Genomic DNA, 26803 nt, shown 5'->3' with positions numbered 1-26803 from the left:
GCACGTCGAAACGTTGGGGAAGGTTCTTACCGGTCGGCTTTGAGGTTCGGACCATGCGGGTAGGGGCCGTCGGGAACGAAGTCGTCGGGCGCGCGGCGGAGTTCGTCCGCGCGAACCCGGAGTTGGTGGCGGCAGTAGTCGTCGGGTTGGTCGTCGCCGTCGCGGCCACGTACGCCGTCTTCCGGTATCGGCGGCCGATGGGCGTGCTGTTCAAGTCGGTGCTGGCCGACCGGGAGGAGTTGTCGGTGTTGATGCATCCGAACCCGGACCCGGACGCGATGGCGGCCGCGATCGGGGTGGCGACACTCGCCGAACAGTTGGACGTCGACACGACCCTCCAGTTCTCCGGACAGATCAGACATCAGGAAAACCGCGCCTTTCGGACCGTTCTCGACTTAGAGTTGGATCGTATCGATCACGTCTCGGAACTCTCTGCGGAAGACGTCGTACTCGTGGACCACAACAGTCCGCGTGGGTTCGCCGGCGCGGAGAGTGTCCTCCCGTTGGCGGTCGTCGACCACCATCCGGGTGAGGGCAACGGCGAGGCGTTCACCGACGTTCGGACCGACTACGGCGCGACCGCCAGCATCGTCGCGGAGTACTTCCGGAACATCGGCGCGAAGCCGGTGCCGCCGGACCAGCACGCCAGCGAGATCGGCGCGCGCTACACCATCCCCTCCGAGGTCGCCACGGGGTTGCTGTACGGAATTCTCGCGGACACCAAGCACCTGACCGCGGGCTGTGACGACGCTGACTTCGCGGCGGCGGGCTACCTCTACCCCGGCGTCGACGAGGACCTGCTGGACCGGATCGCCAACCCGCAGGTCTCCGCCGAGGTGCTGGAGGTGAAGGCCCGCGCCATCGCCGGACGGAAGGTGCAGGGGTCGTTCGCGGTCTCGGACGTAGGCGGTATCTCGAACGTCGACGCGGTGCCACAGGCCGCAGACGAGTTGATGCAACTGGAGGGCGTGACGGCGGTCGTCGTCTGCGGGGAACGCGACGGCATCGTCTACCTCTCCGGTCGGTCGCGGGACGACCGGGTCCACATGGGCCGGGCGCTGGAGGCGGCGGTCTCGGACATCCCCAACGCCAGTGCCGGCGGCCACGCCCGGATGGGCGGCGGCCAGATTCCGGAGCGTGACGAGGTGGACGTCCCCTCCGGCAACGCGAGCGCCCGGCGCGTCTCCCGGTCGGCGCTGATCGACCGTCTGTTCGATACGATGTCCGGCGACGTGTGAGCGGTGGGTCGAACGGTGTTCTCGGGTCGGCTCTGTGGGTGTTCGTGGATCGCCGGAGTACTGTGATCGTCTAGCTCGTCGGTCGTACATCGAAGACGGTGAGCCGCGACGACAATTTCAAGCCTGATCGCACTGCAGACCGCGACGACACCGCGGCTTCCGAGTTTCCACCACAGTTCACGTCACAGGACCAGTCGAACGGGCTGGCGCGACACCTCGGCGGCGTGGGGCCGCTTCGGGCGAGGCGTGGCTCGCCCGTCAGCACCGGAAGGCAGGCGAGCCGGCTTGCCGGCCCGCCTGACCGAGGAGCGTGGTTCGAGAGACGCCGAGGGCGTTCACCACTCGTCGTCTACGAGCAGTTCGACAGCATCCACGTCTGCGACCGATTCGACGGCAATCCACAGCTACAACAGACGCACCCGAAGTCACGACTTCGACTCTCCCGACACAGTACCCCGAGCCACCCACGTACTCCAGCGAAGGAGCGAAGTACGGGCCACCCCAACCGTCTCGCGTGCAAGAGTTCGAGCGAAAACAGCTCCTCGAACGCGTCAACCGGGAGGGAGCGACCGTGGGCGCGTCCATCCCCGAGACCATCGAGGTGCAAGGGGAGGAGATCGACCTCCGGTCGTTCGTCTTCGAGATCAAACGCCGGGACACCATCCCCGCCGGCGAGCGTGACCGGGTGGACCAGGCGAAGAAGAACCTCCGCCGGGAGCGTCTCCAGCGCCTCCAGCGGATCGAGAACGACGAGGTGAGCTACGAGGAGGGTGAGACACTCGTGGAGTCCATCGTCGGGATCGACCGGGCGCTGAACGCCCTCGAACAGCTCCGGCCGGTCGATCTGGAACAGGAGGCCGAACGACAGGCCGCCGCCGACCGGAAGCGCTGGATGTCGTTCCTGAAGCAGGCGCTCGGTCGCGACGACGGCGGCGTCTCGAAGCGGGGTGGCCGGTGAGCCGGAACGACGAGATCGCCGACCTGCTGGAGGAGTTCGCCGACCTGCTGGAAGCCCAGGACGTGAACTACAAGCCGCGCGCCTACCGCGACGCCGCCGAGAACGTCCGGGGCTACCACCGGCCGATCGAGGAACTCGCGGAGGAGGGACAGGAGGCGGTCGAGGAGATCGACAAGGTCGGCGACGCCATCTCGTCGAAGATCGTCGAGTATCTGACGACCGGGTCGATCGAGGAACTGGAGGAACTCCGCGACGAGATGCCCGTCGAGATGGGCGCGCTCACGTCGGTCGAGGGTGTCGGCCCGAAGACCGTCGGCGCGCTGTACGAAGCACTCGGGATCACGACACTCGACGAACTCGAAGCCGCCGCCGAAGCCGGCGAGATCCAGTCGGTGAAAGGCTTCGGCGCGAAGACCGAGCAGAACATCCTCGACGCCATCCCCTTCGCCCGCCAGACACAGGAGCGCGAACTGCTCGGCGAGGCCCGGCCCCTCGCGGACAGCGTGCTCGCGTACTTCGCCGACGTGGAACCAGCGAACCGCGCCGAGGTCGCGGGGTCGATCAGACGTTGGCGAGAGACAATCGGCGACGTGGACGTGCTGGTCGCAAGCGACGACGGCGAGTCGGTCGTCGAGGCGTTCACCGACTGGCCGGAGGCCGACTCGGTGATCGAGGCCGGCACGAGCAAGGCGTCGGTTCGGGCCGGCGGCGTGCGGGTGGACCTCCGGGTCGTCGTCCCCGAGGAGTTCGGTTCCGCCCTCCAGTACTTCACCGGGAGCAAGGAACACAACGTCCACCTCCGGAACGTCGCCATCGATCGGGGGCTGAAGATCAACGAGTACGGCATCTTCGACGTGTCCGAGGTGGAGAATCCGGACGACGGCCAGCGCGTCGGCGAGCGACTCGGCGGCCGGACGGAGGAAGAGATCTACGGGGCACTCGATTTCCCTGTTTTCCCGCCGGAGATGCGCGAAGACACCGGTGAGATCGAAGCCGCGATGGACGGAACCCTCCCCGACCCCATCGAGGAAGGCGCCCTGCGCGGCGACCTGCACACCCACACCGACTGGTCGGACGGGAACAACACCATCGCGGAGATGGTCGCCGCCGCCGCAGAGCGCGGCTACGAGTACCACGTCGTCTCGGATCACGCCACTGGCCCGGGGATGGTCGGCGGCGTCGGCCTGGACGACGACCGCCTGCGCGAGCAGATGGCAGAAGTCGAAGCCGTCGCGGCCGACGCCGACATCCCGGTCCTCCACGGCGTGGAGACGAACATCGACAAAGCAGGCGGTCTCTCGACCGACGACGACCTCCTCGCCGAACTGGACGTGGTCGTCGCCTCGCCCCACGCCGCGCTGGACCAGGACCGCGAGACCGCGACCGAGCGGATCGTCACCGCCATCGAACACCCCTCGGTCGACGTCCTCGGGCACCCGACCGGTCGCCTGCTGAATCGGCGACCCGGGCTGCCGCTGGATTACGAGCGTATCGCGGAGGCGGCCGCCGCCAACGACACGGCACTGGAGATCAACGCCAGTCCGTATCGCCTCGACCTGTCGGGCGAGGCGACGAAGTTCGCGGTGCAGGCCGGCGCGCTGATCGCCATCAACACCGACGCCCACTCGCCGGGCGAACTGGACCACGCCCGGTACGGGATCCACACCGCACGGCGTGGCTGGGCGACCGAGGCAGACGTGGTGAACACACGCGACATCGACGGACTGCGCGACTTCCTCCACTGATGGCCGACGAGGCACCCCGTTCGTCTCCCACCGACAGCCGACTCCTGCTGGACGTGATGCTCGGCAAACTCGCCAGCTACCTCCGGATGTGCGGCTACGACGCGGCCTACGCGCTGGACCGGGACGCGGAAGCCGACGACCGACTGCTCGCACTGGCAAGCGAGGAGAATCGGCGATTGCTGACCCGCGATCACCAGTTGGCGCGCCGGGCCGACCGGGACACCGCCGCCGGGAGCGTCCTGTTGCAGACGCGGGACGTGACCGACCAACTCCGGGAACTCCGCGAGGCCGGGTTCACGCTCGAACTGGATTCGGAACCGGCGCGCTGTGGTCGCTGTAACGGCCCGGTCGCAGAACTCGCGGACCACGACGAGCGACCGGCGTACGCGCCCGACACGACGCAGGACGGCGACCCGATGCGCGTCTGGCGCTGTCGGGACTGCGGACAGTGTTTCTGGAAGGGCAGTCACTGGACGCGAGTGAGCGAGACGCTCTCCGGGCTGTGAGTAGTCGGAAAACAGCGCGCCGTGTCGATCAGTTCCCGCCGCGCGCCTGCCAGTCGCGGCAGGCCTCCATGTCGTCCATCAGTTCGTCGTGTGCGCCGCAGTACGGCTGGATGCCGTCGTCGGTGCGGACGTACTGGAAGTGGTCGCAGTTCCCGCAGTAGCGATCGGTCACGTCCGGGCGCTCGGCGGCGTCTCCTGCCGCCCCGCTCCGCATCACCTCGGCGTCGTCTGTCGTCGGTGCCATCCGGTCGTGCGTGTCGCCGGACTGGTCAAGCGGCGACGAGAGGTCCTGCGTCGTCGACCCGCCGTCGCTCGCCGGCGACCCGGTCTGCGTCTCGACCTCGCCGTCCGGTTCCTGGCCGAACAGCCCGACACCGCCGAAGCCGCCGAAGCCGGAGTCTTCTCGCTCCACCACGACCGTCTCGCCCTGCCGGACTACTTCGAGGCGGGCCGTGCCGCCGGGGTCGTTCCGACGCTTGAACGTGGCGATGCCGACGAACAGACACCAGATGGTCGTCACGGTGCCGAGGAAGTACAGCCCGACGGTCGGGAGTGTGAGGTTCGCCGTGCCGCAGTTCGACCCGGACCACTGACAGGGGTACGCGTGGGCGAACAGGGCGACGCCGAGCACCGCGATCGTCGCGCCGATGACCGCCGCCGCGCGCGTCCGGCGACTGGCCGGTAGGACCGTCAGGACGCCGAGGAACGCCGCCGGGACACCGACACCCGCGAGGATACCGCCGATCCGCCTGGCGGCGGTGAGTCCCTCGATCAGGAGGTCGGTCGTGGTCACGACGATGCCGACGAGGACGAGCAGCGTCCCGAGTCCGAACAGCGCCCCACCGAGATACAGCCGCCGGAGGCTCGTCGCCGAGCCGACGTTGCCACCGTACGCCTCCGAGAGACTGGTCATACCGGGGGTACGGAAGCCTCCCACAAAACCCTACGTCAGACGGTCGCAAGACGCAGTGGCTATGACGCCTGCGTGGCCCGGCGACGGCCGGGACGACCCGTGGTCGGGCGACTCGCGCCGGGGTCCGAAGGGTTTACGCCCGCCGGTGGCAAACGCCGGAGTATGGCTGACGACGACGACGCGGAAGAGGAAGCGCCCGCGGTCGAACTCGGGACGGGCGAGTCCGTCGAGGGGGCCCCGCTGGCGCGGGTCGCCTCGCGGCTCACGTGGCCGAAGGAGGCCAGCCGAATCCGCGAGTTGGAGGGCGAGAGCACCATCCGGACACCCGCCGGACCGCAGACACTCGCGGACGTCCTGGACGACGTGGAGACGACGTACTTCGACTCCCGGCAGGAGTTTCTGGACGACGTGACGAGCGTCGTCGGCACCGGGCCGGTCGAGACTGCGGACTGACGCGTCGGCCGTGTTCGACCGCCTCCGGGGGCTGACGTGGGTCCAGCGGTCTCTCCTCGTAGGCTTACTCTTGACGATCGTGCTGAGCTACTGGCACGTCCCGAACGGCGACCTCACGGCGCGGGCCGTGCGGGACGCGGTGTTGTTCGTGTTCGCCCCCGCGCTGTTGGCGATCACCCACGGCCGGGACCTGGGTTGGCGCGTGGACCGCACCGCCCTGCGGAACACCCTCCTGCTCGCGGCGTTCGTCGTCCCCTTCTACCTCGTGGGGTCGTCGCTCCCCTCCATCCGGGCGTACTACCCGATGTGGCAGACCAGTACCGCGCTGTCGGCGTTTCTCCCGCACGCGGCCCAGCAGCTGGTGGTCGTGATCGCGGCGGAGACGTACTACCGGGGCCTGCTCTGTGTCGGCGTGCGCGACATCGGCTTCAAGAGCGTGTTCATCAGCCCGGTCGTCTACGCCCTGCACCACGTCGGGAAGCCGCCGATCGAGTTGCTGCTCTCGGGGCCGACAGACGTGTTGTTCGGCGCGGTAGATTACAAGAGCCGGTCGCTGTTGCCGTCTATCGTGGCACACGGCCTGGGACTGTGTCTCTTGGACTGGCTGGTCTTACACGAGCCACTGCTCCCGCCGGCGACCGTGGTCGAGTGGCTGTCGTGGCTCCCGATCCCACTGTAGAGCGGTCGCGATCGAGTCACGGTGAATCGGGGTCGGGGTGACGCGGGAGGTCAGTGATCGACTCGACCGTGTTTCGAGATGTGGCTCGAAGGTCGAGACGACTGGAACGATACCGCATCGTAACCACGACCGAATCCGCCACTCCGACCGCGACAGCGACCACCACTCCGACCGCGACAGCTTCCACGACTGCGACCGCCGGCTTCCAACACGACAGAGGAAGCCACGGAAACACGCGCTTCAGAGCGTGTAGTCGTGGTCACCGGTCTCGGTCTCCAAGAACGCCGTCAACAGGTCGATGGTCGCCGACACGTCGTCCGCGTGGACGCTCTCGGTCACCGTGTGGAGGTACCGCGTCGGGATCGAGATGGCACCGACCGCGGTCGCACCCCCGCCGGTCTGGAAGCCGGCGGTGTCGGTGCCGCCGGCCGGGAGCACCTCGGTCTGCGTCCTGATGCCGTGGGCCTCGGCGACCGACGTCAGCCGGCGGTGGACCTTCGGGTTCGTGATGACGCTCGAGTCCTTCAGTTTGATCGCCGTGCCCTGCCCGAGTCGCGTGACGTACTCGCCTTCGTCGAACTCCGGCAGGTCGTTCGCGACCGTCACGTCCAGCGCGATTGCGAGATCCGGCGCGATGTCCACTCCGAGGGCTCGCGCCCCGCGCAGGCCGACCTCCTCCTGTACGGTCGCGGTGAAGTGGATCGTCACCTCCGGGTCCTCGATCCGGCGAGCCGCTTCGAGCATGGCGAACAGACACACCCGGTCGTCCAGTGCCTTCCCGGTGACGTGCTCGCCGAGTCGCCGGGTCGTCTGTGCCATCGTCACCAGGTCGCCGACCGAGACGCGCTCGCGGACCTTCTCCTTCGGAAGTCCGAGATCGACGTAGACGTCCTCGACTGCGGGCGTCGACTCCACGTCGGTCTCGTCTAACGTGTGTGGCGGCACGGAGCCGATCACGCCCGGCACCTGCCCGTCTTCGGTGTGGATCGTGACGCGCTGGGCCTTCAGAACGCGCGGGTCCCAGCCGCCGAGTGGGTCCAGTTCCAGAAAGCCCTCCGAGTCGACGTGCCGGACCATGAACCCGATCTCGTCCATGTGTGCCGGGACGGCGACCTCGTAGTCGCTCGACCCCTCGATGGTGCCGACGACGTTGCCCATCGCGTCCGAGCGGACGCGATCGGTGGTCCCGGCGAGTTCCCGGCGCACGATCTCTCGGATCCGGTCCTCGTAGCCCGGGACGCCGCCGGTCTCGGTCAACTCCCGGAGGAGGTCGAAGTCGAAGTCGAGGTCGGAGCCGGCCGGAGTGTCGTCAGTCTCCATGCCAGGACCTGGCGTGGCCGGTGGCAAAAGCCCGGCGTTCGCGGGCGGTTTCGTGGGCAGGTCGTGTCGCGGTCGCCGGCGACCGTCGTCGAACAACCTTCCACACGTTCTCGGTTGTTCCGGAACGTTTTTGCGCACGATGTGTGGATACTATAGCATGGCAGACGCCGAAGCCGAACTCCGCGACCAGCTTCTCGAAGCGTTCGAAGGCGCAGACTACCCCGTGAGCAACCAGATGGACCTCGTCCCCGCCCTGCCGAACGGGCCGGGCACGAAGTTCGAGGCGGGCGACGTGAGCTTCACCGCGATGGAGATGGCCGCGAAACTCGGCGGGCACCAAGACTTCCCCTACGACTCGGCCCAGGACCTCGTCGACGACGTCATCGCGGGCCTGAAAGAAGAAGGGATGCTCTGAGTCGGCGAGAACGTCACCCGAGACAGGGCGACCGCGCCGCCGGACGACCGAGCCACCACTCGCACCACTTGTTTCGACACCGACCGAGCAGTACCGACAGCCGTGAGCACGCCTCGTGGGGTGTCCTGACGTACCGAACGCGTCCGGAAGAGCGAACTTTAACCCGGTGGACCGAGTGTTTCGAACCGAAACAGTGTCCGGCTCCGGAAACGCACTCGGCCTGCTGGCCCGCGACCGCGAGTTCGCCGCGCTGGCAGGCTCTGCCTTCGCTCGGGCACAGGCCTACTCGACGATTCTCATCGCGCTGGCGCTGTACGCCGAGCGGTTCGGCACGACCGGCACTATCGAGGGGCTGTTCGGGACCGCCTTCGCGATCGTCCAACTGCTGATCGTCCTCCCGCTGGGCCGGAAGGTCGACACGGGCAACGCGAAGTACTTCCTGCTCGTCGGCCTCGCGATCAACGTCGTCGTCTTCGTCGGGTTCGCGCTCGTCTCGAACGCGGTGGACGTGATCCTGGTCCGGGTCGTGCAGGGCGTCGGCGCGAGTATGCTCTGGATCACCGGCTCGACCGTCGTCGGCGAGATCAGTCCCGAGGACGCCTCGGGTCGCTGGCTCGGCTCGTACAACCAGGTCGGCGCGTTCTCCAGTCTCGCGGGCGACCTCGTCGGCGGCTACCTGCTGTACGCCTACGACATGTGGATCGCCTACGCCGTCCTCTCTGCGGTGACGGTCGGTGCGTTCGTCCTCGTCCTGCTCTACTTGCGCGACAATCCCGGTGGGAAGACGGACCCCGAGGAAGCGAGTGGCCGGGAGACGCTCGAAGCCCTGTTCGACCGCCCGTTGATCCGGTCGCTCGTCTTCTTCCGCCTCGCGTTCTCGGTCGGCAAGATGGCGGTCATCATCTTCCTGCCCATCTACGCCAGAACCGAGTTCGGCATCTCGGCGTTCGCCATCGGCTGGATTCTCGCGGGCGGGAAGCTCACGAAGTCCATCGTCCAGGGGTACATGGGCGATCTGACGGACCGAGTCGGCAGGAAACCGTCCTTCGTCGCGGTCGGCGCACTCGTCTACGGTCTCGGCACCGCGCTGATCCCGCTGGCGCTGTACGCCGAGGGTGCGATCGCGCCAGTCACACTGTCGGCGGTCGGCAGAAGCGTCGAACTCGGCGGCGCGTTCTTCACTCTCTTCGCGGCGTACGGCGTGCTGGGGATCGCCGACAGCATCCGACTCCCGGCGAGTATGGCGCTGTTCGTCGAGGAGGGCGAGCAGTTCGACTCGGTGGCTAGCAGTATGTCGCTCCGGTCCATCTCGTGGAAGATCGGACAGGTCGTCGGGCCGGTCTTCGTCGGCGTCGTGAAAGACTACATCTCGACGGAGGTCGCGTTCCTGACGGCGGCGGGGTTCATCGTCGTCGCCACGGGCGTCTTCGTCGTCAGCTACCGGTCCGCGCGAGCGACGCCGACCGCAGAGCCGACGCTCGGGGACTGAGTAATCGGCGTTGTGAACAGCGATGAAAAGTCGGTCGTAAGTGGGCGATCAGCGTGCGGTCGTGGCGGCCTCGTCTTCGAGCAGGGGGTCGGCCTCGCTAGAGGTCGAGTCGTCGACGCCAGCCTTCAGTTCGGCTTCGATCTCTTCGCGGCCGCGCCGGAACTCGCCCATCGCCTGTCCGGAGGCCCGAGCGAGCTTCGGGAGTTTGTTCGCGCCGAACAGCAGGACGACGACCAGCAGGATGACGAGCAGTTCGATGCCGCCGGGGATGCCGGGAAAGAGGGGAAGAAGTATCATATTCGGAGGGAGTAACGCGCGCTGGCAATATCAACTTATCCACTGCTACAGACGCTCATACGTCACAAAACGCGGAACACGGGTCGGCGTCGTCGGGGAGCACCGACCCGCCGAGTGGTCGTGGCCACGACCCAAGCGAGGCGCTCGTCCGCCGATGCTGGGGTCCAGTCGCGTGCGACGGTGGTTCCCGTCGGAAGCCTCACGTACCGAGGCTTCGATGTGTGCTAAACAGTAGCACGATAAAAAGTCTTGTGACCGGCCGACAGGGTTGCCGGAGTCACCAGTGGTACTGCTCCGAGAAGTGATCGACAGAAACTGCGTCGGCCGGGACTCGAACTCGATCGCGAGACCCGTCTCGCGTAGTTCGAGCCACGGCTAGCGAGTGTCGTCTCGCTTCGCTCGACAGAAACTGCGTCGGCCGGGACTCGAACCCGGGTCATGAGCTTGGAAGGCTCAGGTCATACCACTAGACCACCGACGCGCGGTCGATGCTTCTCGGTCGGTAGATAAGGGCCTTACCCTTTCGACCGGGCGCGAAAAAGTGTCGCAGTGCGTCGACTACAGCCTCAGTCGTCGGCCGGGGCCGCGCCGTCGCCGAGCGACTGCTCTTTCGTCCACGAGAGCTTCCCACCGGCCGCGAGGATGTCGCGCTCGCGCTGGGAGGCGTCGAGGTGGGCGGTCGCTTCCCACTCGCCGTTCACGCTGATGGTGAACTCCTCCTCGCCGTTGCGGACGCCCTCGCCGATGTCGTCGACGATGTGGATGTCGTCGCCCTGCTCGATCTTGTCGTAGGTCTCCTGGTCGATCGTCAGCGGGACGATGCCGAAGTTGAACAGGTTCGCCTTGTGGATGCGGGCGAACGACTGCGCGAAGACGGCCTCGATGCCGAGGTACATCGGACACATCGCGGCGTGCTCACGCGAGGAGCCCTGGCCGTAGTTCTCGCCGGCCACGAGGACGCCGCCGTCGGCCTCCAGCGCGCGCTCGGGGAACGTCTCGTCGACACGCGAGAGCGTGTACTCGGAGAGCTTCGGGACGTTCGACCGGTACATCAGGATGTCCGACGTCGCCGGGATGATGTGGTCGGTCGTGATGTTGTCCCGCATCTTCAGCAGTGTCTCGCCGCCGACCTCGTCGTCGAGCGCACCCTTCAGGGGCACGTCGCCGATGTTCGGCCCCTTGACGAGTTCGTCGTCGACTGCCTCGTCCGGCGTGATGAGGTCCGCCTTCGAGCCGTCGTACACGTCGGGCAGTTCGAAGCCGGGTGCCTCCATGTCGCCGAGTTCCTCTGCGAGGTCACGCGGGTCGACGAGTTCGCCCTTCAGGGCGGCCGCGGCCGCGACCTCCGGCGAGGACAGGTACACAGCGTCGTCCTCGATGCCGGAGCGGCCCTCGAAGTTGCGGTTGAACGTCCGGACCGACACGGAGTCGGAGGCCGGCACGTGGCCGTTACCGATACAGGCACCACAGGTCGCCTCGGAGAAGTTGACGCCGGCGGCCATCATCTCGGCCGTCCAGCCGTCGCGGGCGAGCATCTCGCTGGCCTGCTTCGAACCGGGGGCGACGATGAGGTCCGTCTTCTTGTTCACTTCGCGGCCTTCGAGCATCTTCGCGGCCGGGAGGATGTCCTCGTAGCCACCGTTCGTACAGGAGCCGAGGATGACCTGATCGACCTTCTCGCCAGCCACTTCGCGGACCGGCACGACGTTGTCCGGCATCGACGGGCAGGCGACGAGCGGTTCGATCTCCGAGAGGTCGATGGTGATCTCGTCTGCGTACTCTGCGTCCGCGTCGGGCGCGAGTTCGACGTACTCGTCTTCACGACCCTGCTTCGCGAGGTACTCCTCGGTGCGCTCGTCGGTCGGGAAGATGGAGGAGGTCGCACCGAGTTCCGTCCCCATGTTCGTGATCGTCGTCCGCTCCGGCACCGAGAGCGTCTCGACGCCCGGGCCGGTGTACTCGAAGATCTTGCCGACGCCGCCCTTCACGGACAGACGGCGGAGCATCTCGAGGATGACGTCCTTCGCGGTGGCCCACTCGGGCAGTTCGCCCTCCAGGCGGACGTTGACGACCTCGGGCATCTCGACGTAGTACGCGCCGCCACCCATGGCGACTGCGATGTCGATCCCGCCCGCGCCGATCGCGAGTTGGCCGAGTCCGCCCGGCGTCGGCGTGTGGGAGTCCGATCCGAGGAGCGTCTTGCCGGGTGCGGCGAAGTTCTCCTTGTGGACGTTGTGACAGATCCCGTTGCCGGGCCGCGAGAAATACGCGCCGTAGGTGCCGGCCGCAGATCGCAGGAAGCGGTGGTCGTCGGTGTTCTTGAAGTCGAACTGGTACGTCTGGTGGTCACAGTACTGGGCGGCGATCTCCGTCTGGACTTCGTCCATCTCCATCGCCTCGAACTGGAGCCACACCATCGTCCCCGTGGTGTCCTGTGTGAGGACCTGATCGATCTCGATCCCGATCTCCTCGCCGGGTTCGAGTTCACCCTCGACGAGGTGGTCCTCCAGAACCTTTTCGGTGAGAGTTCCTGACATCGTTCGCCGGTTCACGTTGTACGTTAATGAGGGTATTGGTCTCCCCGTATTCTTCGAGCCGCTGTGATGTCCAGCCGAAACCGACGGACGTGACCGATACACCACGACTCGGCCGACTGTTCTGTGACCTCGCTGGGAGGTCGAGAGACACAGCCTACCCCCTCGCACTGTCGACGACAGCCGGGACCCCCACTGGACGCGTTCTGCTGGCGACCGGAATCGGGCAGTGTCCGAGCGACAGCGAGTGACCTGCCCGCAGGTCGCGTCGTCAGCAGTCGGGGAGGGGTGGGGCTACTACGCGAAACTGGGTTCCCGACCCGACAGACGACACGCCGACTAGCGATCACCGGGACAACACGCCAGCCGGGGACTGTCGGCGACTACCGGTCAACCACCAGTAGTGGCACGATGGGACGCAAACTCGGGTGGGACTGAAAGGGGCCGGCGTCTCGACTGGTCCTCGACGCACTAAGCACCGGACTGAACGAGGGCGCGGAGCGAAGCGACGCGCCCTCGTGAAGGAAGCGCGCACGAAGTCGCGGACCGTCGAGACGCCGGGGGCTTTCACTGCTCGTCGTCAGCGACTCATTCGGTTACGACCGCTACGACTCACTCGACTACGACCGCTACGACTCACTCGACTCCAACCTCCACACCGCAGTTCGAGACACGTCACCGCAGGATATCGTCGTCGTCCACGTCGTGTCCGCCGCGACCCTTCGGCCCGCCACCGGACTCGCTCCCACCGCCGCGCCGGAGTTCGGTCGCACAGACCTCACACACGGCCATCTCGCGGTCGTAGTGGTCCTCACACACGGCCCGGCCGCACTGCTGACAGGAGTGGCGCGCCTCCGCCGACTCACAGATCTGACAGACACCGGTGATGCTCATGGTCGTGCTACCACGCCACAACCCTTGAGCGTTGGGCGGGACGACTCCACCCGCGACGAACTGCGTCGCTCTCACCCTCGGGCGGGACGCTTACGGTCGTCCGGTTCCTACTTCCTGCGTGGACCGCGATAGACTGATCCTCGGGCTGGCGGCGGTGTTCACCGGACTGTCCGTCCTGCTAGTCGTGCTGTCGTTCGTCTACTCGCTGTTCCTGCTGATCGTCGCGGTTCCCTTCGGCGCGACGGCGTACTTCATGTGGTACCACGCCAGCGGGCGGATGGAAGCACGGACCCGAGCGAGAGCACGCGGCGCACGCCGCGCCAGCGACGGCGGTCTCGGTGCCGGCGAAGGTGCTCGTGGGGGGTTCTCCGCGCAGGCGCGGCAGGCGCGTGCGAGAGCCAACGCCCGAGAGGGGCGCGGGTTCGGGGCGGCCGGCGCGGCAGGGGCGGGACAGGCCGGCCAGCGTCGGTACGCGCCCTCGACGACGCAGGGACCGACACCCGAAGAAGCCTACCGGACGCTCGACCTCGACCCCGGCGCGGACACCGACGCGGTGCGGTCGGCCTACCGCGAGAAGGTGAAGCAGGTCCATCCCGACACCGACTCCGGCAGCGAGGAGGCGTTCAAAGAGGTCAACCGCGCCTACGAGACGCTGACCGAGTGAGTCCGAGTCCGGTCGTCGGTCGTCTCCGCCGCCGCGAACATCGCGGTGTTTAATCGCCGTGACTCCCTAGCACGTGCGATGGCAGACGGCTACCGCGGCATCGTCGGTGCGTACCCATACGCGCTCCGGGCGAGTCGCTCCCTGGTGTTCAAGTGCTGGGTCCTCGCCAGCGCGCTGGCGACGCTCCTCATCGGTGGGTTCGTCGTACTCGGTATCGTCTTCCTGATCGGCCAGACCGCCGGTATCGGCGGCGGGAGTCTGACGCTCTCCCGGGCCTTCTACGTCGTCGTCGGTCTGTTCGTCGTCGCGCCGGTCGTCGCACCGACGCTGCTCGTCGCCCGGCGACACCGGCGGGGGGTAGCCGAACGCCAAGAGGAGGCCGCCGCCGGGGCGAGCGTCACCTACGACAGACTGCTCGCGCTGTCCGGATTCACCTTCCTCCTCCTGTTGTACCTCGGCCTCGTGGCGACCGTCCCGCCGGCACAGCAACAGCCGGTTTCGGGTGTCTGGGCACCCCTCGTTCGGTATCTCTACTCGCTCCCGCAACCTGCGGGCCTGGTGCCGCCGGCCGTCGGTGCCGTTCTGGTGTATCTCGCTCACCGGGTCGGGAAGTGAGTCGGCTCGTCCGGCCGCACGTGATCGCTCGACTCGTCCGGCGGAGAAACTCTGCGATCGTCAGTCGAAGTCCGGCAGGTCGTCCGGCGCGTCGTACTCCGCCTCCCAGTCGATGTACTCCTCTTTCAGGACGCGGGAGACGACCTGTCCGAGTTCCGTCATCGCGGCGTTGATCCCGGAGACCATCCCCCACGAGACCAGGTTGGGGTGGAGGTCGCGTTCGCGCCAGTCTTCCGGCAGTCCGGGCGCGTGGTAGCCGACGCGGTCGGCGAAGTCGTCCCAGAAGAAGTCGAACTGCTGGATCATGTCGAGGTCCTCGATCACCCGCCACTCGGGGTCGCCGATGTCGGTGTGGACCTTCCACTCGTCGAAGGCCTCGCGCCACGCGCCGGCCTCGAGAAACTCCGACAGTTCTGCGCGCCGGTAGTCGGTCTCGCCGACGACCTCGGCGTCGTCGTACTGGTTCGGGTCGATCTCGGCGAGTTCCGGCGGCTCCGGCGGTTGTACGTCGAGGGACATACCTGACTGGACGACGCCGGGGCGAAAAAAGCTGTCCGTCGCCGGGAGGACCGACGTTCGGGCCGGTCGCACTCAGCCCGCAGTGCGGCGGGCGAACCACAGCGCACAGACGAGGCTGAGCGCCGGGACCACGAGGACCGGTTCGGCGACCAGCAGAACCGCCACCGGCGGCAGACCGGCCAGTGCGAACGCGGCGGTCACCGGCGGCGAGTCGGCCGGGAGTCGGTAGTCGTCTGACGAGGCGAACGGGAGGTTGGTGCGTGCGGACATGGGTGGTGTGTCCCCACGGCGATGTGGCCGTGGCGGACGAGGGGTGCAGGCGGAGTCGAACCGCCACCTGTGCCGGTCGGCGCGAGGAGCGAGGACCGACGGCAGGCGACCGAGGTACACCAGGGACCGGGAAGCGACCCGAGCGAGCGCGAGAGGCTGGCGGCAGTCTTCCGGCTGAGGCGTTGCTCCCTGTGAGAGTCGCGTCGGCGGGACCGGGAGAGACGGCACCGCCACTCGGCGGTCGGCGTCGAACGACGGGAGGGTCGGGGAGGAAGCGCCAGTGGGGCGCGGGGTCAGCCGCGAATCGGACGGCGGGCCGGACGCCGGGCGGTGGCGTCGCGGACGACCACCTCGACGCTGGGGCGTCCGTGGAGGACGAGCGTCGTGGGGTGGGTGGTGGCCGTCATCTGGATCACTGCGTCGACTGGTGCGACGTGTTTCACGGAACTCCTGCCGAGGTGATAACGCTGTTTGAGGTGTGCGACCGACTGGCAGATGTGAGCCACACTGCCGGGCTCTCGTCAGCGTCGCGACGCCCAGGTGGGTGGCGAACCGTCGATCCGAATCGGAGTGGCGAACGCGGGTCCCGTGTGGACGTGACAGGCAGGCCGACGCGTCCGACTCCCGGCGAGACAGTCGGCGACAGTTCGTACTGCTCACTCCAGATTCCGCACACGTCACCGGGGTTCAAGCCGGAGTAGCCCGACAGCCTCGATATGCGCGTCTCGACGCTCCTCGTCGTCGCCCTCCTGCTTCTCGCCGGCTGTACCGCAGCACCCCCGCCCGCCGAGTCTTCGGCCGACACCACCACACCCGACAGCTCGCTCGGCCCGAGTCCGACACCACACCCCGCGACCAGTCCGCAGGTCACCGCCGAGGTCGTGGAGGTCGTCGACGGTGACACGATCAAGATCCGATACGAGAACGGGAGCCGCGATACGGTGCGACTGCTCGGCGTCGACACGCCCGAGGTCCACACCGAGGTCAGCCCCGACGAGTTCGGCGTCCCGGACACCGACGCCGGGCGGGACTGCCTGCGCACGTGGGGTGAGCGCGCCAGCCAGCACGCGAAAGACACCCTCGCGGGCGAGACCGTGCAACTCGGCTTCGATCCGAACGAGGGGAAGCGCGGCTACTACGGTCGTCTGCTCGCGTACGTCTACGTCGACGGCGAGAGCTTCAACTACGGACTGATCCGCCAGGGCTACGCCCGGATGTACGACAGCGACTTCGTGGACCGTCCCCGTTTCTCGGCGGCCGAGACCGAGGCCCAGAGCGACGGTCGGGGCGTCTGGGGCGAGTGTGCGACCGCCGATCCGACCGCCAGCACCGGGGCCACCGACGATACCGACGACACCGATGGAACCAGTGGGAGCGACGCGACTGCCAGCACGACCACCGACCGACTGGCCGTCTCGGTCGTCGCCGACGCCGAGGGCAACGACAACGAGAACCTCAACGGTGAGTACGTCACGCTCCGGAATCGCGGGGACGACAGCCTCGACCTCTCCGGCTGGCAGATCACCGACGAGGCCGGCAAGACGTACACCTTCCCCGACGGGACGACCCTCGCGGGTGGTGCGACGCTCCGCGTCCACAGTGGGAGCGGGGCCGACGACGGCACCGACTACTACTGGAACCGATCCGGCGCGGTCTGGAACAACGGCGGCGACACCGTTCGGCTCTCCGACGCCGACGGGGAACTCGTCGTCAGCCTCACCTACTGAGCCGAGTCGTCAGTCTCGTCTACTGAACCGGGTACTATCTACCGGGAGACACGTTGTCGGGAGAACACAGCAGACACGCGTTCGGGGGAATGGGGGCGTGGAGCGTGTGACCCCCGGGAACACGTAGAGGCTCCAGCGTATTTAGTATTGAGGTTCTGACACCCGGATTAAAATGTAGCTCGCGCTATAGGACCCACCTAATATTACTTCAGGTAATTCGCAAAGACTTTTGTATAACCCGGAAATATGTGTGTGTACGATGAGCACGACCCAGTCTGCGGACGTGTCGACGGCCGTCTCCTCGTGTCGCCCCGAGAGCGTCACCCCGGTTCGGATCGACGCGACCGACCTCGACTCGACGGCGCCCGAGTACCTGCGCGACCTGAAGACCGAACTCGCGGAGGCGGGCTACCAGCCGGCGGTCGTCGGCGTCGAGGCCTGCTTCGACGAGGACTGCTCGCTGGCCACGCAGTCGGAGGCCGACCGCCTCCGGGAGTTCGTCCGGACCGCCGCGTTTCTCGGTGCCGGTCGACTCGCCGTCACGGTCGAGTCGGTCGCCGACCGCGAGAAGGTCGATCCGGCACTCGACGCCCTCGCGGAACGCGCCCGCCGTGAAGGTGTGACGCTCGACGTGACACACGCCGCCTGATGGCCTCGAAACGCGCGCTCGCCGGCCAGTTGGCCGTCGTCGCCGGCTTCGAGAACCCGCGTGTCGCGCTCGAACAGTATCCGACGCCGCCCGAGATCGCCGCTCACGTGATCCACGTCGCCGACCTCAACGGTGACATCGAGGGCAAGACGGTCGTCGATCTCGGCACCGGCACCGGGATGCTCGCGCTCGGGGCCGCCCTGCGCGGGCCGGCGCGCGTCGTCGGCGTCGAACTCGACCGGGACGCACTCGGGACCGCTCGGCAGAACCGGAAGCGTGTCGGGACGACGACGCCGATCCACTGGGTGCAGGCCGACGCGACTCGTGCGCCGCTGTGTATCGACACGCCCACCACAGTCGTCGCCAACCCGCCCTTCGGGGCACAGGACGGCAAGGAACACGCGGATCGGGCGTTTCTGGAGACGACTGCCGAGATCGCCGACGTGTCCTACATGGTCCACAACGCCGGCAGTCGGGAGTTCGTCGAAGCCTTCGCGGGAGACGAGGGTGGCGAGGTGACACACGCCTTCGAGGCGACCTTCGAACTCGACAGACAGTTCGACTTCCACGAGGCCGACCGCCGGGAGATCACGACCGAGGTCTTCCGGATCGTCTGGGATTGAGTGACTCTGTTCTGTCGAGCCTGCCGACCGATGACAGTTCTCCCGGACCGACAGACGGGGAGAGACTACAGTGAGGTCGACGGCGGCGACGACAGTTCGTCACCCGTCTCCCGGCCCCGCCGTCTCCGTAATCCGGCGACTCCGGCGGCGACGAAGAGACATCCGCCGGCGACGAGCAGAAACGGCTCGGCACCGAGGACGAACATGACGGGGTCGCCGGAACGCCGGTACGTCGTCTCCGTGAACAGTGGATAGGGGAGCCCAGTCGCCGCGAGAACGATCGTCCGGACCGCCTCGAACACGACGACCGCACCTGCCGCAACCGGCACGACGGAGAGACGCTTCCTGCGGAGTGAGGCGACCGCCCCGGCGACTCCGGCGATCCCGACTCCCGCGAGCAACCACTTCCGCCGATCGAAGGCTTCCGCGCTGGCGTTGATGGTTCCCTGGTACCCCGGTGCAACGTGCAGAACGCCCTGTTGAACCCCGACGATCACGGCCACCAAGCCAGCTACCGAGAGGAGTATCGGCCCGACACCGTAGCTTTCTACGAACGTTTCCTCTCTTCTATTTTTCATGCATCGACGACGGTGAGAAGAGGTATAATCTTTTGGTCCAGTACGCGACTCGGCCGAGGACGCTGGGATGGACGAGCCCCTGTCGGAACCGCTGGCTGTATTCGATGCACCGATTTGACGCGTCGCAGGTTTCGACAGGACAATCGAGTGTCACTGCTGGCCGCGATACGTCTCTCGCGTGGCGATCCGGACGCGGGTGTCGTCCGAGACGGCGAACAGCTTCGAGCCCTGCCGAGTGAACACCAGATCGGTCGTCGCGGTCGTCTCGTTGTTCGCCGGCAGCGGTACCGACCGGGTCGTGTTCCCGCGTGTGACGTTCAGCCGGAACCCCTCCTCGGCCGGGACGACCGAGACGTTCGTCCCACCGATCCGGCCTTCGACCTGCCGTGCCGGCGACCGGTAGACCAGTCGTCGCTCGCCGTCGGGGGGCGTCAGGCGAATCTGGTAGGCCGTGCCGCCGCCGACGGCGGTCCAGCCGGTACGGTTGACGACGACAGATTCTCGCCAGCCGACACCGCCGACCCGGACTCGTGTCTCCCCCTCGAAGGCGAGTCTAGACTTGGATACTGCTGTGGTCCAGATACCGCGCGACTCGCTCCTGACGAGCACTCCCGAGGTGTTCACCTGCGTCGTCTCGCCGAACGCCTCCGCGTCTACCGCCGAGACCATCCCGTCCGGCACGTCCTCGGCGTAGGTCACCTCGTAGTCCCGGACCGTGATCGGGTCGTTCGGCAGTGGGTCGTCGCTGGCGGTCGTGAGGTTCACCGGCACTGCCGGCCCGGAGAGTGCGGCCGCCGAGAAGACGAGGACGGCGACCGCCACCTCCCAGCGCGGGAGTGTCGGGACGAATCCCCTGACCGTCTCGGGGTCGAAGCCCTCGGCGAAGCGGCCGAACAGCGGTCGGTCGGAGGCGCGGAGCGCGACCGTGACGACCACCGCGAGACCGACGACGAGGATCAGGCCGAGCCACCGGAACAGGACGAACTGGCTCGCGCCCCGGAACCAGTAGACGGCCCACAGTGACTGCACGACCGCGAAGAGGAGGACGCCGGCCCAGAGTCGGAACGCGCCGGGCCGGGGGTCGTCGCGTCGGCGGACGACGAGGATGCCGAGCAGCACGCCGAACAGCAGGCCGATGGCGTGGCCCTGGATGGCGATCTGCGCCCACCACGGTGTGACGAACACCGGCCGGGCGCGAGCGACGAGTTCGGGGTTCGACAGCGTGCTGTACAGCAGGCTGACCACGTCGCCGACCGAGAGGGCGACGACGGTGCCGATGGGGTAGTACACCAGCGCGAAGCCGGCGAACGCGAAGACGACTCCCGAGAAGCCGATGATCGGTCCGATGGCGAACACGGCAGTCAGGAGGCCGACGACGAGCGTGACCGCCGGGAAGACGACGAACGCGCGGACGTAGGGGTTCTCGCCGAGGGACCCGAAGGAAGAACTGCCCCGTTCGCGCGGGAAGTGGCCCCACGCGTACTCGACGAGTGGGGCGAGGGTGAGCGTCCCGACGAGGTTGCCGAGCAGGTGGCCCGCGCCGGAGTGGGAGAACGCGCCGGTGAGGATGCCGAGCGGGTAGAAGTACGACCACGCCCGGAAGGGGATGGTGACCGGGCGATACCAGTTGTCGAGACCACCCTGCAAGAACAGGTAGACCGCGAGGACGAACCCGGCCACGACGAGCGTGCCCCACGGGACCCCGAGGAGGAGGCGTCCCCGGAAGCGGGCGAGCCACGCCCGGTCGTCGAGTGCGAGTGCGACCCCGAGGCCGAGCACGAGGGCGACGAGGACGGCGAGACGTTGGAGTAGTTCGGCGTACGACTGCAGCAGTTCGACGCCGGGCACGGCGACCATATCACGACTCTGTCACTGCCGGCTCTTGAATGGTGCGATAGGGTCTGTCACACCCTGTCTGCGATCGGACCGTGGCCCCGCTCTCCGCCGGAACTCGGCTCGCGACCGCGACAGCACTCGCATCGCGACCGCACCCGCACCTGCCCCTCCGCCGCCTCGCCGGATGCACTCCGCACAACCTGCATCCGGTTCACTCGCGTGCGAGTCGGGGTTACGCACGCCACGCTTCCGGTGAACTCGCACGCCACGCTTCCGGTGAACTCGCACGCCACACCTGCCATCCGAACACGGGACGACGACCGAGACCTCGAGCGGACGCGATCTGCTGGCGACCCGACCGAGCAGTGTCCGAGCGACTGCGAGGACCTGCGCGCAGTCCGCGTCGCCAGCAGTCGGGGAGGGTGGGGACTACTGCGAGAGGCGGGGTCTGCGCCGCCCGCCGACTCGCCGGGTGTCGATCACGGCGTGCGGGCCAGCGAGACCACAGAGCGGGACCGATCGACCACCCCACGGCCGAACCGACCACACCGACCGGAGAACGACAGACATTTTAGGGCGGCCTAAAACCTACCACATGATGAAGCAGAACGTCTGTGTGATCGTTCCGACGATCCGGGAGTACGAGTGCATTCGCTCGTACGTCGCCAACGCGCGGAAGCACGACTTCGACACCGACCGGCTCTTCTTCGTCCTCGTCACCGAGGACTTCTGTGACAGCGACGCGATGCGCGAGATGCTCGCGGAGGAGGGCGTCGACGGGGCCGTGTTCGACGGGAGCGCCCGCGAGCAGTGGTTCGCCGACCAGGATCTCGACGAGTACAGCCACCTCATCCCCGAGGCGAGCCACGCCCAGACCAGTTTCGGACTGCTCTACCTGTGGGCCAACGACTTCGAGTTCGGCGTCTTCATCGACGACGACACCCTGCCCCACGACGAGTGGGACTTCTTCGGTCGGCACATGGAGAACCTCCACCGCGAGGGCGAGGCGATCGAGAGCGTCCAGTCCGACGAGCAGTGGGTGAACGTCCTCTACCAGAACGCCGACGACCACGGGCTCTACCCGCGCGGTTACCCCTACGGCGCGATGCACGAGACGGTCGAGACCGACGCGCGCGACCTGAACCACGTCGTCGCCTCGCAGGGCCTGTGGACGAACGTCCCGGACCTCGACGCGGTGCGCATCCTGATGGACGGCGACCTGCAGGGGCAGGCGCAGACCCGCACCGAGAAGTCGGACTTCACCGGCGACTTCGTGGCCGAACAGGGCCAGTATCTCACGGTCTGCTCGATGAACCTCGCCTTCCGCCGGGAGGTGATCCCGGCGTTCTACCAGTTGCCGATGGACGACAACCAGTGGGACGTGGGCCGGTTCGACGACATCTGGTCGGGCGTCTTCCTGAAGCGCGCGGCCGACCTGCTGGATCACGACCTCGTGAACGGCTACCCGCTCTGTGAGCACAACAAAGCGCCCCGGCCGACCTTCGACGACCTGAACAACGAGGTGCCGGGCCTCCAGTTGAACGAACACCTCTGGGAGATCGTCGACGACACGGCCCAAGACGCCGACTCCTACGCCGAGGCGTTCGACGCGATGGCCGACGCGCTCCGCGGTGAGTCGTGGGACGAGTACGCGAACGGCGAGTTCTTCCACCTCGTCGGCGAGACGATGCACGACTGGCTCGACTGTCTCGACGCCATCGACGCCGACCGCGAGGTCGAAGCACCCGCCGCGGCCGCAGACGACTGAACTGCGTCCGCCTCGCTCCGGGTTCCTCCGCCGATCTCTCTCCGACCCCCCTTCGCCGTCCACTCACACACCCCGACCGAACCGGCAGGTATAAGTGTTTTAGGGCGGCCTAAACTTACGTATGACAGACGACGCGCAGGGACACCGCCGGACCCGCCGGCGCGTCCTCCAGACTGGCGCGGCGCTCGGTATCGCCGGACTCGCAGGCTGTAACGGACTGCCGCCGCTCTCCGAAGGGGGCGGCGACACGGTCGGACAGATCGGGTCCGGGCGCTCACCGTTCGGGGACCGGGACATCTCGGGTGGCGTCTCGATGGCCGAGATGCCGGACCTCTCGGGCGAACTGACAGTGTACTCAGGCCGTGGCGAGCAGTTGGTCGGCACGCTGATCGAGTTCATCGAGGAACTCTACGACGATCTGACGATCCGGACGCGCTACTCCTCGGCCGCCGAACTCGTCAACCTGATCCAGACGGAGGGACAGGAGAGTCCCGCCGACGTGTTCTACTCGGTCAACGCCGGGTCGCTCGGCCAACTGAAGAACAACAACCGCACCCAGCAACTGCCGAGTGGTGTCCTCGATCTGGTGCGCGACGAGTTCGAGGACCCCGACGGCCAGTGGGTCGGCACCTCCGGACGCGCCCGGACCGTCCCGTACAACACGGACAGCTTAGACGAGTCGGGCGTCCCGGACGACGTGATGACGTTCCCGGAGACGGCCGCCTTCGAGAACGACATCGGCTGGGCACCGACCTACTCCTCCTTCCAGGCGTTCGTCACCGCGATGCGCGTCCTGGAGGGCGACGACGCGACCCGGCAGTGGTTGCAGGGGATGCTCGATCTGGGCGTCGAGGAGTACTCCGACGAGTTCCTCGTCTCCCAAGCCGTCGCCGACGGCGAGATCTCGGCCGGCTTCGCCAACCACTACTACATCCAGCGCGTCCTCGCCGGGCGTCCCGAGGCACCCATCGCCACCGCGTTCACGCAGAACGACGCCGGTGCCATCTTCAACGTCGCGGGCGCGGCCATGCTCGACACCGCCGAGGACACGACACTGGCCGGCAACTTCGTCCGCCACCTGCTGTCGGCCGAGGCGCAGGACTACTTCGCGCGCGAGACGTTCGAGTACCCGCTGGTCTCCGGCGTGGAACCGGTCGGTCGGCTCCCGAGTATCGATGAATTGAACCCGCCGGAGGGGGTAGACCTGACCGAACTGTCCGACCTCGAAGGTACGATCGACCTGCTGCGCGAGGTGGGCGTCCTCTAAGACATGGCGACAGACCAGTCGGCACGGCCGGAGTACGACGGCGACAGCGACGGAACCGACCTCCCACTGGCGACGACCGTCGCCGGTGCCGCCGTCGCCGTCGCCGTCCTCCTGCCGATCGTCTGGCTGGTCAAAGCTGCACTCGACGTCGGACTGACCGAAGCACTCGCCATCGTCGCCCGCCCGCAGACGCTCGAGGTCTTCGTCAACAGCGCGCTCCTCGTGGTCGCGGTGACCGGGGTCTCGATCCTCATAGGCGTCCCACTCGCGTACCTCACCGTGAGGACCGACGTGCCGTTCCCGCGCGTGTGGACCATTCTGGTCTCGCTCCCGCTGGTGATCCCGAGTTACATCGGAGCGTTCGCGTTCGTCTCCGCACTCGGCCCGCGCGGGACGTTCCAGCGCGCGCTGGCACCGTTCGGCGTCGAGTCGCTGCCGGAGATCTACGGCTTCCAGGGGGCCGTCCTCGTGTTGACACTGTACACCTACCCCTACGTCTTCATCACCACGCGGGCCGCGCTGAAGTCGCTGGACACGACGCTGGTCGACGCCGCCAGAACCCTCCGGCACGGTCGGTGGTCCGCGTTCCGCCGTGTGACGTTCCCGCAGATCCAGCCGGCGATCGCGGCCGGTGCGCTACTGGTCGCGCTGTACGCGCTGGCGGACTTCGGGACCCCGGCGATCATGCGGTACGACGCGTTCACGCGGGTCATCTTCGTGGAATTCAACTCGTTCGGCCGCGACGTGGCGGCCCTGCTGTCGCTCCAACTCGTCGGCGTGACGCTGCTCGTCCTCGCACTGGAGTCGGCGGTCCGGGGCGACGAACCGATCTACGCCGGCCGACAGGGCGGGCGTGCCGACCGGATTCGCCTCGGCGTCTGGCGCTACCCCGCGATGCTCCTCCCCGCTGCCGTCGCCGGCCTCGCGCTGGTCGTGCCGCTCGGTATCCTCCTGCTGTGGTTCATCCGTGGCCCGGCCGAGACCGGGGCGGCGACCGCACTGGAGCTCTCGACGATCCTGAACTCGGTCGGCGTGGCCGGCGCGGCGGCCCTCGCGGCGGTACTGGCCGGGCTTCCCATCGCGTATCTCTCTGCACGCTACCGGTCGCGGCTGACCGAGTCGTTCGAGCGCGCCTCGTACGTGGGGTACGCGGTGCCGGGCGTCGTGCTGGGACTGGCGCTCGTCTACCTCGGGACGCAGTTCGCCACGCCCATCTACCAGACGATCTACCTGCTCATCTTCGCGTACGTCGTCCGCTTCCTGCCGCAGGCGGTCGGGTCGATGCGGGCGTCGTTCCTGCGCGTCAACCCGGCGCTGCCCGAGGCGGCCCGGACGCTCGGGCGCAGTTCGGTCGGGGCGTTCCGCGCGGTGACGCTCCCGCTGATCGCGCCGGGGCTGTTCGGCGGGGCGGCGCTCGTCTTTCTGACGACGATGAAGGAACTGCCGGCGACGCTGCTGCTCGCGCCGACGGGGTTCGACACGCTCGTCACGCGGGTCTGGACCGCGTTCAACGCGGGATACTTCGGCGCGGCGGCGGTCCCGGCGCTGATCCTGCTCGGCGTGTCGGCGCTGTCGATGCTCGTCATCCTCTCACGGGAGGGCTACAATGTCAAGTGAAATCCACCATCAGACGGACGTGCTGGCGGACAGACCAACCGGTGACGCGGTCCTCGAACTGGACGGTGTCGCCAAACACTTCGGGAGCGAGGCGGTCATCGAGGACCTCTCGCTGTCGGTCCGGGAGGGTGAGATTCTCACCTTGCTCGGTCCCTCGGGGTGTGGGAAGACCACGACCCTGCGACTGGTCGCCGGTCTCGACCGACCGGACGGCGGCGAGGTCCGCCTGAACGGACAGGTGGTCTCGGGACCGACGCAGTTCACCGCGCCGGAACAGCGCGGCATCGGCGTCGTCTTCCAGGAGTTCGCGCTGTTTCCGCATCTCACGGCCCGCGAGAACATCGCGTTCGGCCTCCACGAGTGGGACGAGTCCGCCCGCGAGAGCCGGGTGGACGAGATGCTGGACCTCGTGGGCCTCGACACGCAGGGCGACAGCTACCCTGACGAGTTGTCCGGTGGGCAACAACAGCGTGTCGCGCTGGCCCGGTCGCTGGCCCCGGAACCGGCGATGCTCCTCCTCGACGAACCGTTCTCGAACCTCGACGTGGACCTCCGCGTCGAGATGCGCGAGGAGGTCCGCCGCATCCTGAAGGAGGCAGGCGTGACCGCCGTCTCCGTGACTCACGACCAGGAGGAGGCGATGTCCATCTCGGACCGGGTCGCGGTCGTCAACGACGGACAGATCGAGCAGATCGGCACGCCCGAACAGGTGTTCCAGCACCCCGAGTCGCGGTTCGTCGCCGGCTTCCTCGGGCACGCCTCCTTCCTCTCGGGCTACGTCAGAGGCGCGGAGGTCGAGACCGGGGTGGGCATCGTCCCCCGCGACCAGATTCACGGACTCGCCACGGAGTACGACATGACTCGCATCGACGTGCTGGTGCGCCCGGACGACGTGAGCGCGGTCCCGACCGCCGACGCCGAGAGCGGGACGACTGCGAACGGCCACATCGTCACGCGCCGCTATCTCGGGCCGACGATCCTCTACGAGGTCGAACTCGACAACGGCGACCGCGTCCAGTGTATGCACAACCACGACGAACAGGTCGACCTGGACGAACCGGTCCGGGTGTCGCTGGAGGCCGACCACGACCTCGCGTGGTTCCCGCGCGAGCAACGGACGGGAGAGAACGGAGGGGACCGGAGTGACTGACGCGTCCGTTGTTCGCGCGGGAGCAGATCACGGCTTCGCCGTGAGCGAGTTCCCTCGGGAACAGCGAGAGGCCACGCCG

Annotated in this window: 27 protein-coding genes and 1 tRNA gene; 17 read left to right on the top strand and 11 right to left on the bottom strand. The window is 67.5% G+C overall.

The features are described 5' to 3' along the window. The first annotated feature begins 53 nt into the window (after positions 1-53). The 4 genes from LI337_RS19220 to LI337_RS19205 all read left to right on the top strand — a co-directional run bounded on the left by LI337_RS19220 (position 54) and on the right by LI337_RS19205 (position 4447). Positions 54-1238 (top strand): DHH family phosphoesterase, encoded by a 1185-nt coding sequence (locus LI337_RS19220; protein WP_227231550.1) that lies wholly within the window; start codon positions 54-56, stop codon positions 1236-1238. 514 nt (positions 1239-1752) lie between these two features. After that, complete coding sequence (locus LI337_RS19215; RefSeq protein WP_227231549.1) at positions 1753-2196, top strand: DUF5788 family protein; 444 nt, start codon at positions 1753-1755, stop codon at positions 2194-2196. Then, entirely contained in the window at positions 2193-3941 is a 1749-nt protein-coding gene (gene polX / locus LI337_RS19210) for a DNA polymerase/3'-5' exonuclease PolX (protein ID WP_227231548.1), read from the top strand. The genes LI337_RS19215 and polX overlap by 4 nt, the downstream gene beginning before the upstream one ends. Next, positions 3941-4447, top strand: a complete 507-nt coding sequence (locus tag LI337_RS19205) for a Mut7-C RNAse domain-containing protein (RefSeq protein WP_227231547.1) — start codon at positions 3941-3943, stop codon at positions 4445-4447. The genes polX and LI337_RS19205 overlap by 1 nt, the downstream gene beginning before the upstream one ends. A gap of 28 nt (positions 4448-4475) precedes the next feature. Here the strand turns inward: LI337_RS19205 and LI337_RS19200 are convergent, their stop codons facing one another. Beyond that, a complete protein-coding gene (locus LI337_RS19200) occupies positions 4476-5360 on the bottom strand; it encodes a cell division protein CdpA domain-containing protein (RefSeq protein ID WP_227231546.1) in 885 nt (294 codons plus the stop codon). Between the two features lie 162 nt (positions 5361-5522). Between LI337_RS19200 and LI337_RS19195 the strand changes: the two genes are divergently transcribed. Beyond that, entirely contained in the window at positions 5523-5813 is a 291-nt protein-coding gene (locus LI337_RS19195; protein WP_227231545.1) for a DUF5789 family protein, read from the top strand. A gap of 10 nt (positions 5814-5823) precedes the next feature. Further along, positions 5824-6492 (top strand): CPBP family glutamic-type intramembrane protease, encoded by a 669-nt coding sequence (locus tag LI337_RS19190; RefSeq protein ID WP_345777779.1) that lies wholly within the window; start codon positions 5824-5826, stop codon positions 6490-6492. A gap of 240 nt (positions 6493-6732) precedes the next feature. Here the strand turns inward: LI337_RS19190 and LI337_RS19185 are convergent, their stop codons facing one another. After that, positions 6733-7812: a M42 family metallopeptidase gene (locus LI337_RS19185; RefSeq protein ID WP_227231544.1), complete on the bottom strand. Its 1080-nt coding sequence runs from the start codon at positions 7810-7812 to the stop codon at positions 6733-6735. A 157-nt stretch (positions 7813-7969) separates the two neighbouring features. Here LI337_RS19185 and LI337_RS19180 point away from each other — a divergent pair, with 157 nt between their 5' ends. Continuing rightward, complete coding sequence (locus LI337_RS19180; RefSeq protein ID WP_227231543.1) at positions 7970-8227, top strand: MTH865 family protein; 258 nt, start codon at positions 7970-7972, stop codon at positions 8225-8227. A gap of 193 nt (positions 8228-8420) precedes the next feature. Further along, positions 8421-9716 carry an MFS transporter gene (locus tag LI337_RS19175; RefSeq protein ID WP_227231542.1) on the top strand — a complete coding sequence of 432 codons (1296 nt, stop codon included), beginning with the start codon at positions 8421-8423 and terminating at the stop codon, positions 9714-9716. Between the two features lie 48 nt (positions 9717-9764). Here the strand turns inward: LI337_RS19175 and LI337_RS19170 are convergent, their stop codons facing one another. The 4 genes from LI337_RS19170 to LI337_RS19155 form a co-directional block, all read right to left on the bottom strand. Beyond that, positions 9765-10013, bottom strand: coding sequence for a Sec-independent protein translocase subunit TatA/TatB (locus LI337_RS19170; RefSeq protein WP_227231541.1), 249 nt, complete (start codon positions 10011-10013; stop codon positions 9765-9767). Positions 10014-10423: 410 nt separating this feature from the next. Continuing rightward, positions 10424-10494 (bottom strand) — tRNA-Gly (locus tag LI337_RS19165). Positions 10495-10579: 85 nt separating this feature from the next. After that, positions 10580-12550 (bottom strand): aconitate hydratase, encoded by a 1971-nt coding sequence (locus tag LI337_RS19160; protein ID WP_227231540.1) that lies wholly within the window; start codon positions 12548-12550, stop codon positions 10580-10582. Positions 12551-13222: 672 nt separating this feature from the next. Further along, positions 13223-13441 carry a hypothetical protein gene (locus LI337_RS19155; RefSeq protein WP_227231539.1) on the bottom strand — a complete coding sequence of 73 codons (219 nt, stop codon included), beginning with the start codon at positions 13439-13441 and terminating at the stop codon, positions 13223-13225. A gap of 118 nt (positions 13442-13559) precedes the next feature. Between LI337_RS19155 and LI337_RS19150 the strand changes: the two genes are divergently transcribed. Further along, the gene (locus LI337_RS19150) at positions 13560-14105 is read left to right on the top strand and encodes a J domain-containing protein (RefSeq protein ID WP_227231538.1); all 546 of its coding nucleotides are present in this window, start codon (positions 13560-13562) and stop codon (positions 14103-14105) included. Between the two features lie 78 nt (positions 14106-14183). Next, positions 14184-14720 (top strand): DUF8056 family protein, encoded by a 537-nt coding sequence (locus LI337_RS19145; protein WP_227231537.1) that lies wholly within the window; start codon positions 14184-14186, stop codon positions 14718-14720. Positions 14721-14780: 60 nt separating this feature from the next. Here the strand turns inward: LI337_RS19145 and LI337_RS19140 are convergent, their stop codons facing one another. The 3 genes from LI337_RS19140 to LI337_RS19130 form a co-directional block, all read right to left on the bottom strand. Further along, positions 14781-15239 (bottom strand): DUF7992 family protein, encoded by a 459-nt coding sequence (locus tag LI337_RS19140; protein WP_227231536.1) that lies wholly within the window; start codon positions 15237-15239, stop codon positions 14781-14783. A 72-nt stretch (positions 15240-15311) separates the two neighbouring features. Further along, positions 15312-15509: a hypothetical protein gene (locus LI337_RS19135; protein WP_227231535.1), complete on the bottom strand. Its 198-nt coding sequence runs from the start codon at positions 15507-15509 to the stop codon at positions 15312-15314. A 293-nt stretch (positions 15510-15802) separates the two neighbouring features. Then, positions 15803-15952, bottom strand: coding sequence for a hypothetical protein (locus tag LI337_RS19130; RefSeq protein ID WP_227231534.1), 150 nt, complete (start codon positions 15950-15952; stop codon positions 15803-15805). Positions 15953-16225: 273 nt separating this feature from the next. Between LI337_RS19130 and LI337_RS19125 the strand changes: the two genes are divergently transcribed. The 3 genes from LI337_RS19125 to LI337_RS19115 all read left to right on the top strand — a co-directional run bounded on the left by LI337_RS19125 (position 16226) and on the right by LI337_RS19115 (position 18508). Next, positions 16226-17236: a lamin tail domain-containing protein gene (locus LI337_RS19125; protein WP_227231533.1), complete on the top strand. Its 1011-nt coding sequence runs from the start codon at positions 16226-16228 to the stop codon at positions 17234-17236. A 259-nt stretch (positions 17237-17495) separates the two neighbouring features. After that, positions 17496-17885: a DUF7961 family protein gene (locus tag LI337_RS19120; RefSeq protein ID WP_227231532.1), complete on the top strand. Its 390-nt coding sequence runs from the start codon at positions 17496-17498 to the stop codon at positions 17883-17885. Beyond that, on the top strand, positions 17885-18508 hold the full coding sequence (locus tag LI337_RS19115) for an METTL5 family protein (RefSeq protein ID WP_227231531.1): 624 nt from the start codon (positions 17885-17887) through the stop codon (positions 18506-18508). The genes LI337_RS19120 and LI337_RS19115 overlap by 1 nt, the downstream gene beginning before the upstream one ends. A 65-nt stretch (positions 18509-18573) precedes the next feature. Here the strand turns inward: LI337_RS19115 and LI337_RS19110 are convergent, their stop codons facing one another. Together LI337_RS19110 and LI337_RS19105 are read right to left on the bottom strand one after the other, a co-directional pair. Then, the gene (locus LI337_RS19110) at positions 18574-19086 is read right to left on the bottom strand and encodes a hypothetical protein (protein ID WP_227231530.1); all 513 of its coding nucleotides are present in this window, start codon (positions 19084-19086) and stop codon (positions 18574-18576) included. 150 nt (positions 19087-19236) lie between these two features. Further along, positions 19237-20943 carry a rhomboid family intramembrane serine protease gene (locus LI337_RS19105; RefSeq protein ID WP_227231529.1) on the bottom strand — a complete coding sequence of 569 codons (1707 nt, stop codon included), beginning with the start codon at positions 20941-20943 and terminating at the stop codon, positions 19237-19239. A gap of 577 nt (positions 20944-21520) precedes the next feature. Here LI337_RS19105 and LI337_RS19100 point away from each other — a divergent pair. The 4 genes from LI337_RS19100 to LI337_RS19085 all read left to right on the top strand — a co-directional run bounded on the left by LI337_RS19100 (position 21521) and on the right by LI337_RS19085 (position 26724). After that, the gene (locus LI337_RS19100; RefSeq protein ID WP_227231528.1) at positions 21521-22690 is read left to right on the top strand and encodes an alpha-1 4-glucan-protein synthase; all 1170 of its coding nucleotides are present in this window, start codon (positions 21521-21523) and stop codon (positions 22688-22690) included. A 121-nt stretch (positions 22691-22811) separates the two neighbouring features. Next, on the top strand, positions 22812-23957 hold the full coding sequence (locus tag LI337_RS19095) for an iron ABC transporter substrate-binding protein (protein ID WP_227231527.1): 1146 nt from the start codon (positions 22812-22814) through the stop codon (positions 23955-23957). A 3-nt stretch (positions 23958-23960) separates the two neighbouring features. Then, positions 23961-25574 carry an ABC transporter permease gene (locus LI337_RS19090; protein ID WP_227231526.1) on the top strand — a complete coding sequence of 538 codons (1614 nt, stop codon included), beginning with the start codon at positions 23961-23963 and terminating at the stop codon, positions 25572-25574. After that, on the top strand, positions 25564-26724 hold the full coding sequence (locus LI337_RS19085) for an ABC transporter ATP-binding protein (protein WP_227231525.1): 1161 nt from the start codon (positions 25564-25566) through the stop codon (positions 26722-26724). The genes LI337_RS19090 and LI337_RS19085 overlap by 11 nt, the downstream gene beginning before the upstream one ends. Positions 26725-26803 lie beyond the last annotated feature (79 nt).

The organism is Salinirubrum litoreum (assembly GCF_020567425.1).
Classification (GTDB): Archaea; Halobacteriota; Halobacteria; order Halobacteriales; family Haloferacaceae; genus Salinirubrum; species Salinirubrum litoreum.
This window is presented reverse-complemented; position numbering and strand designations above follow the sequence as displayed.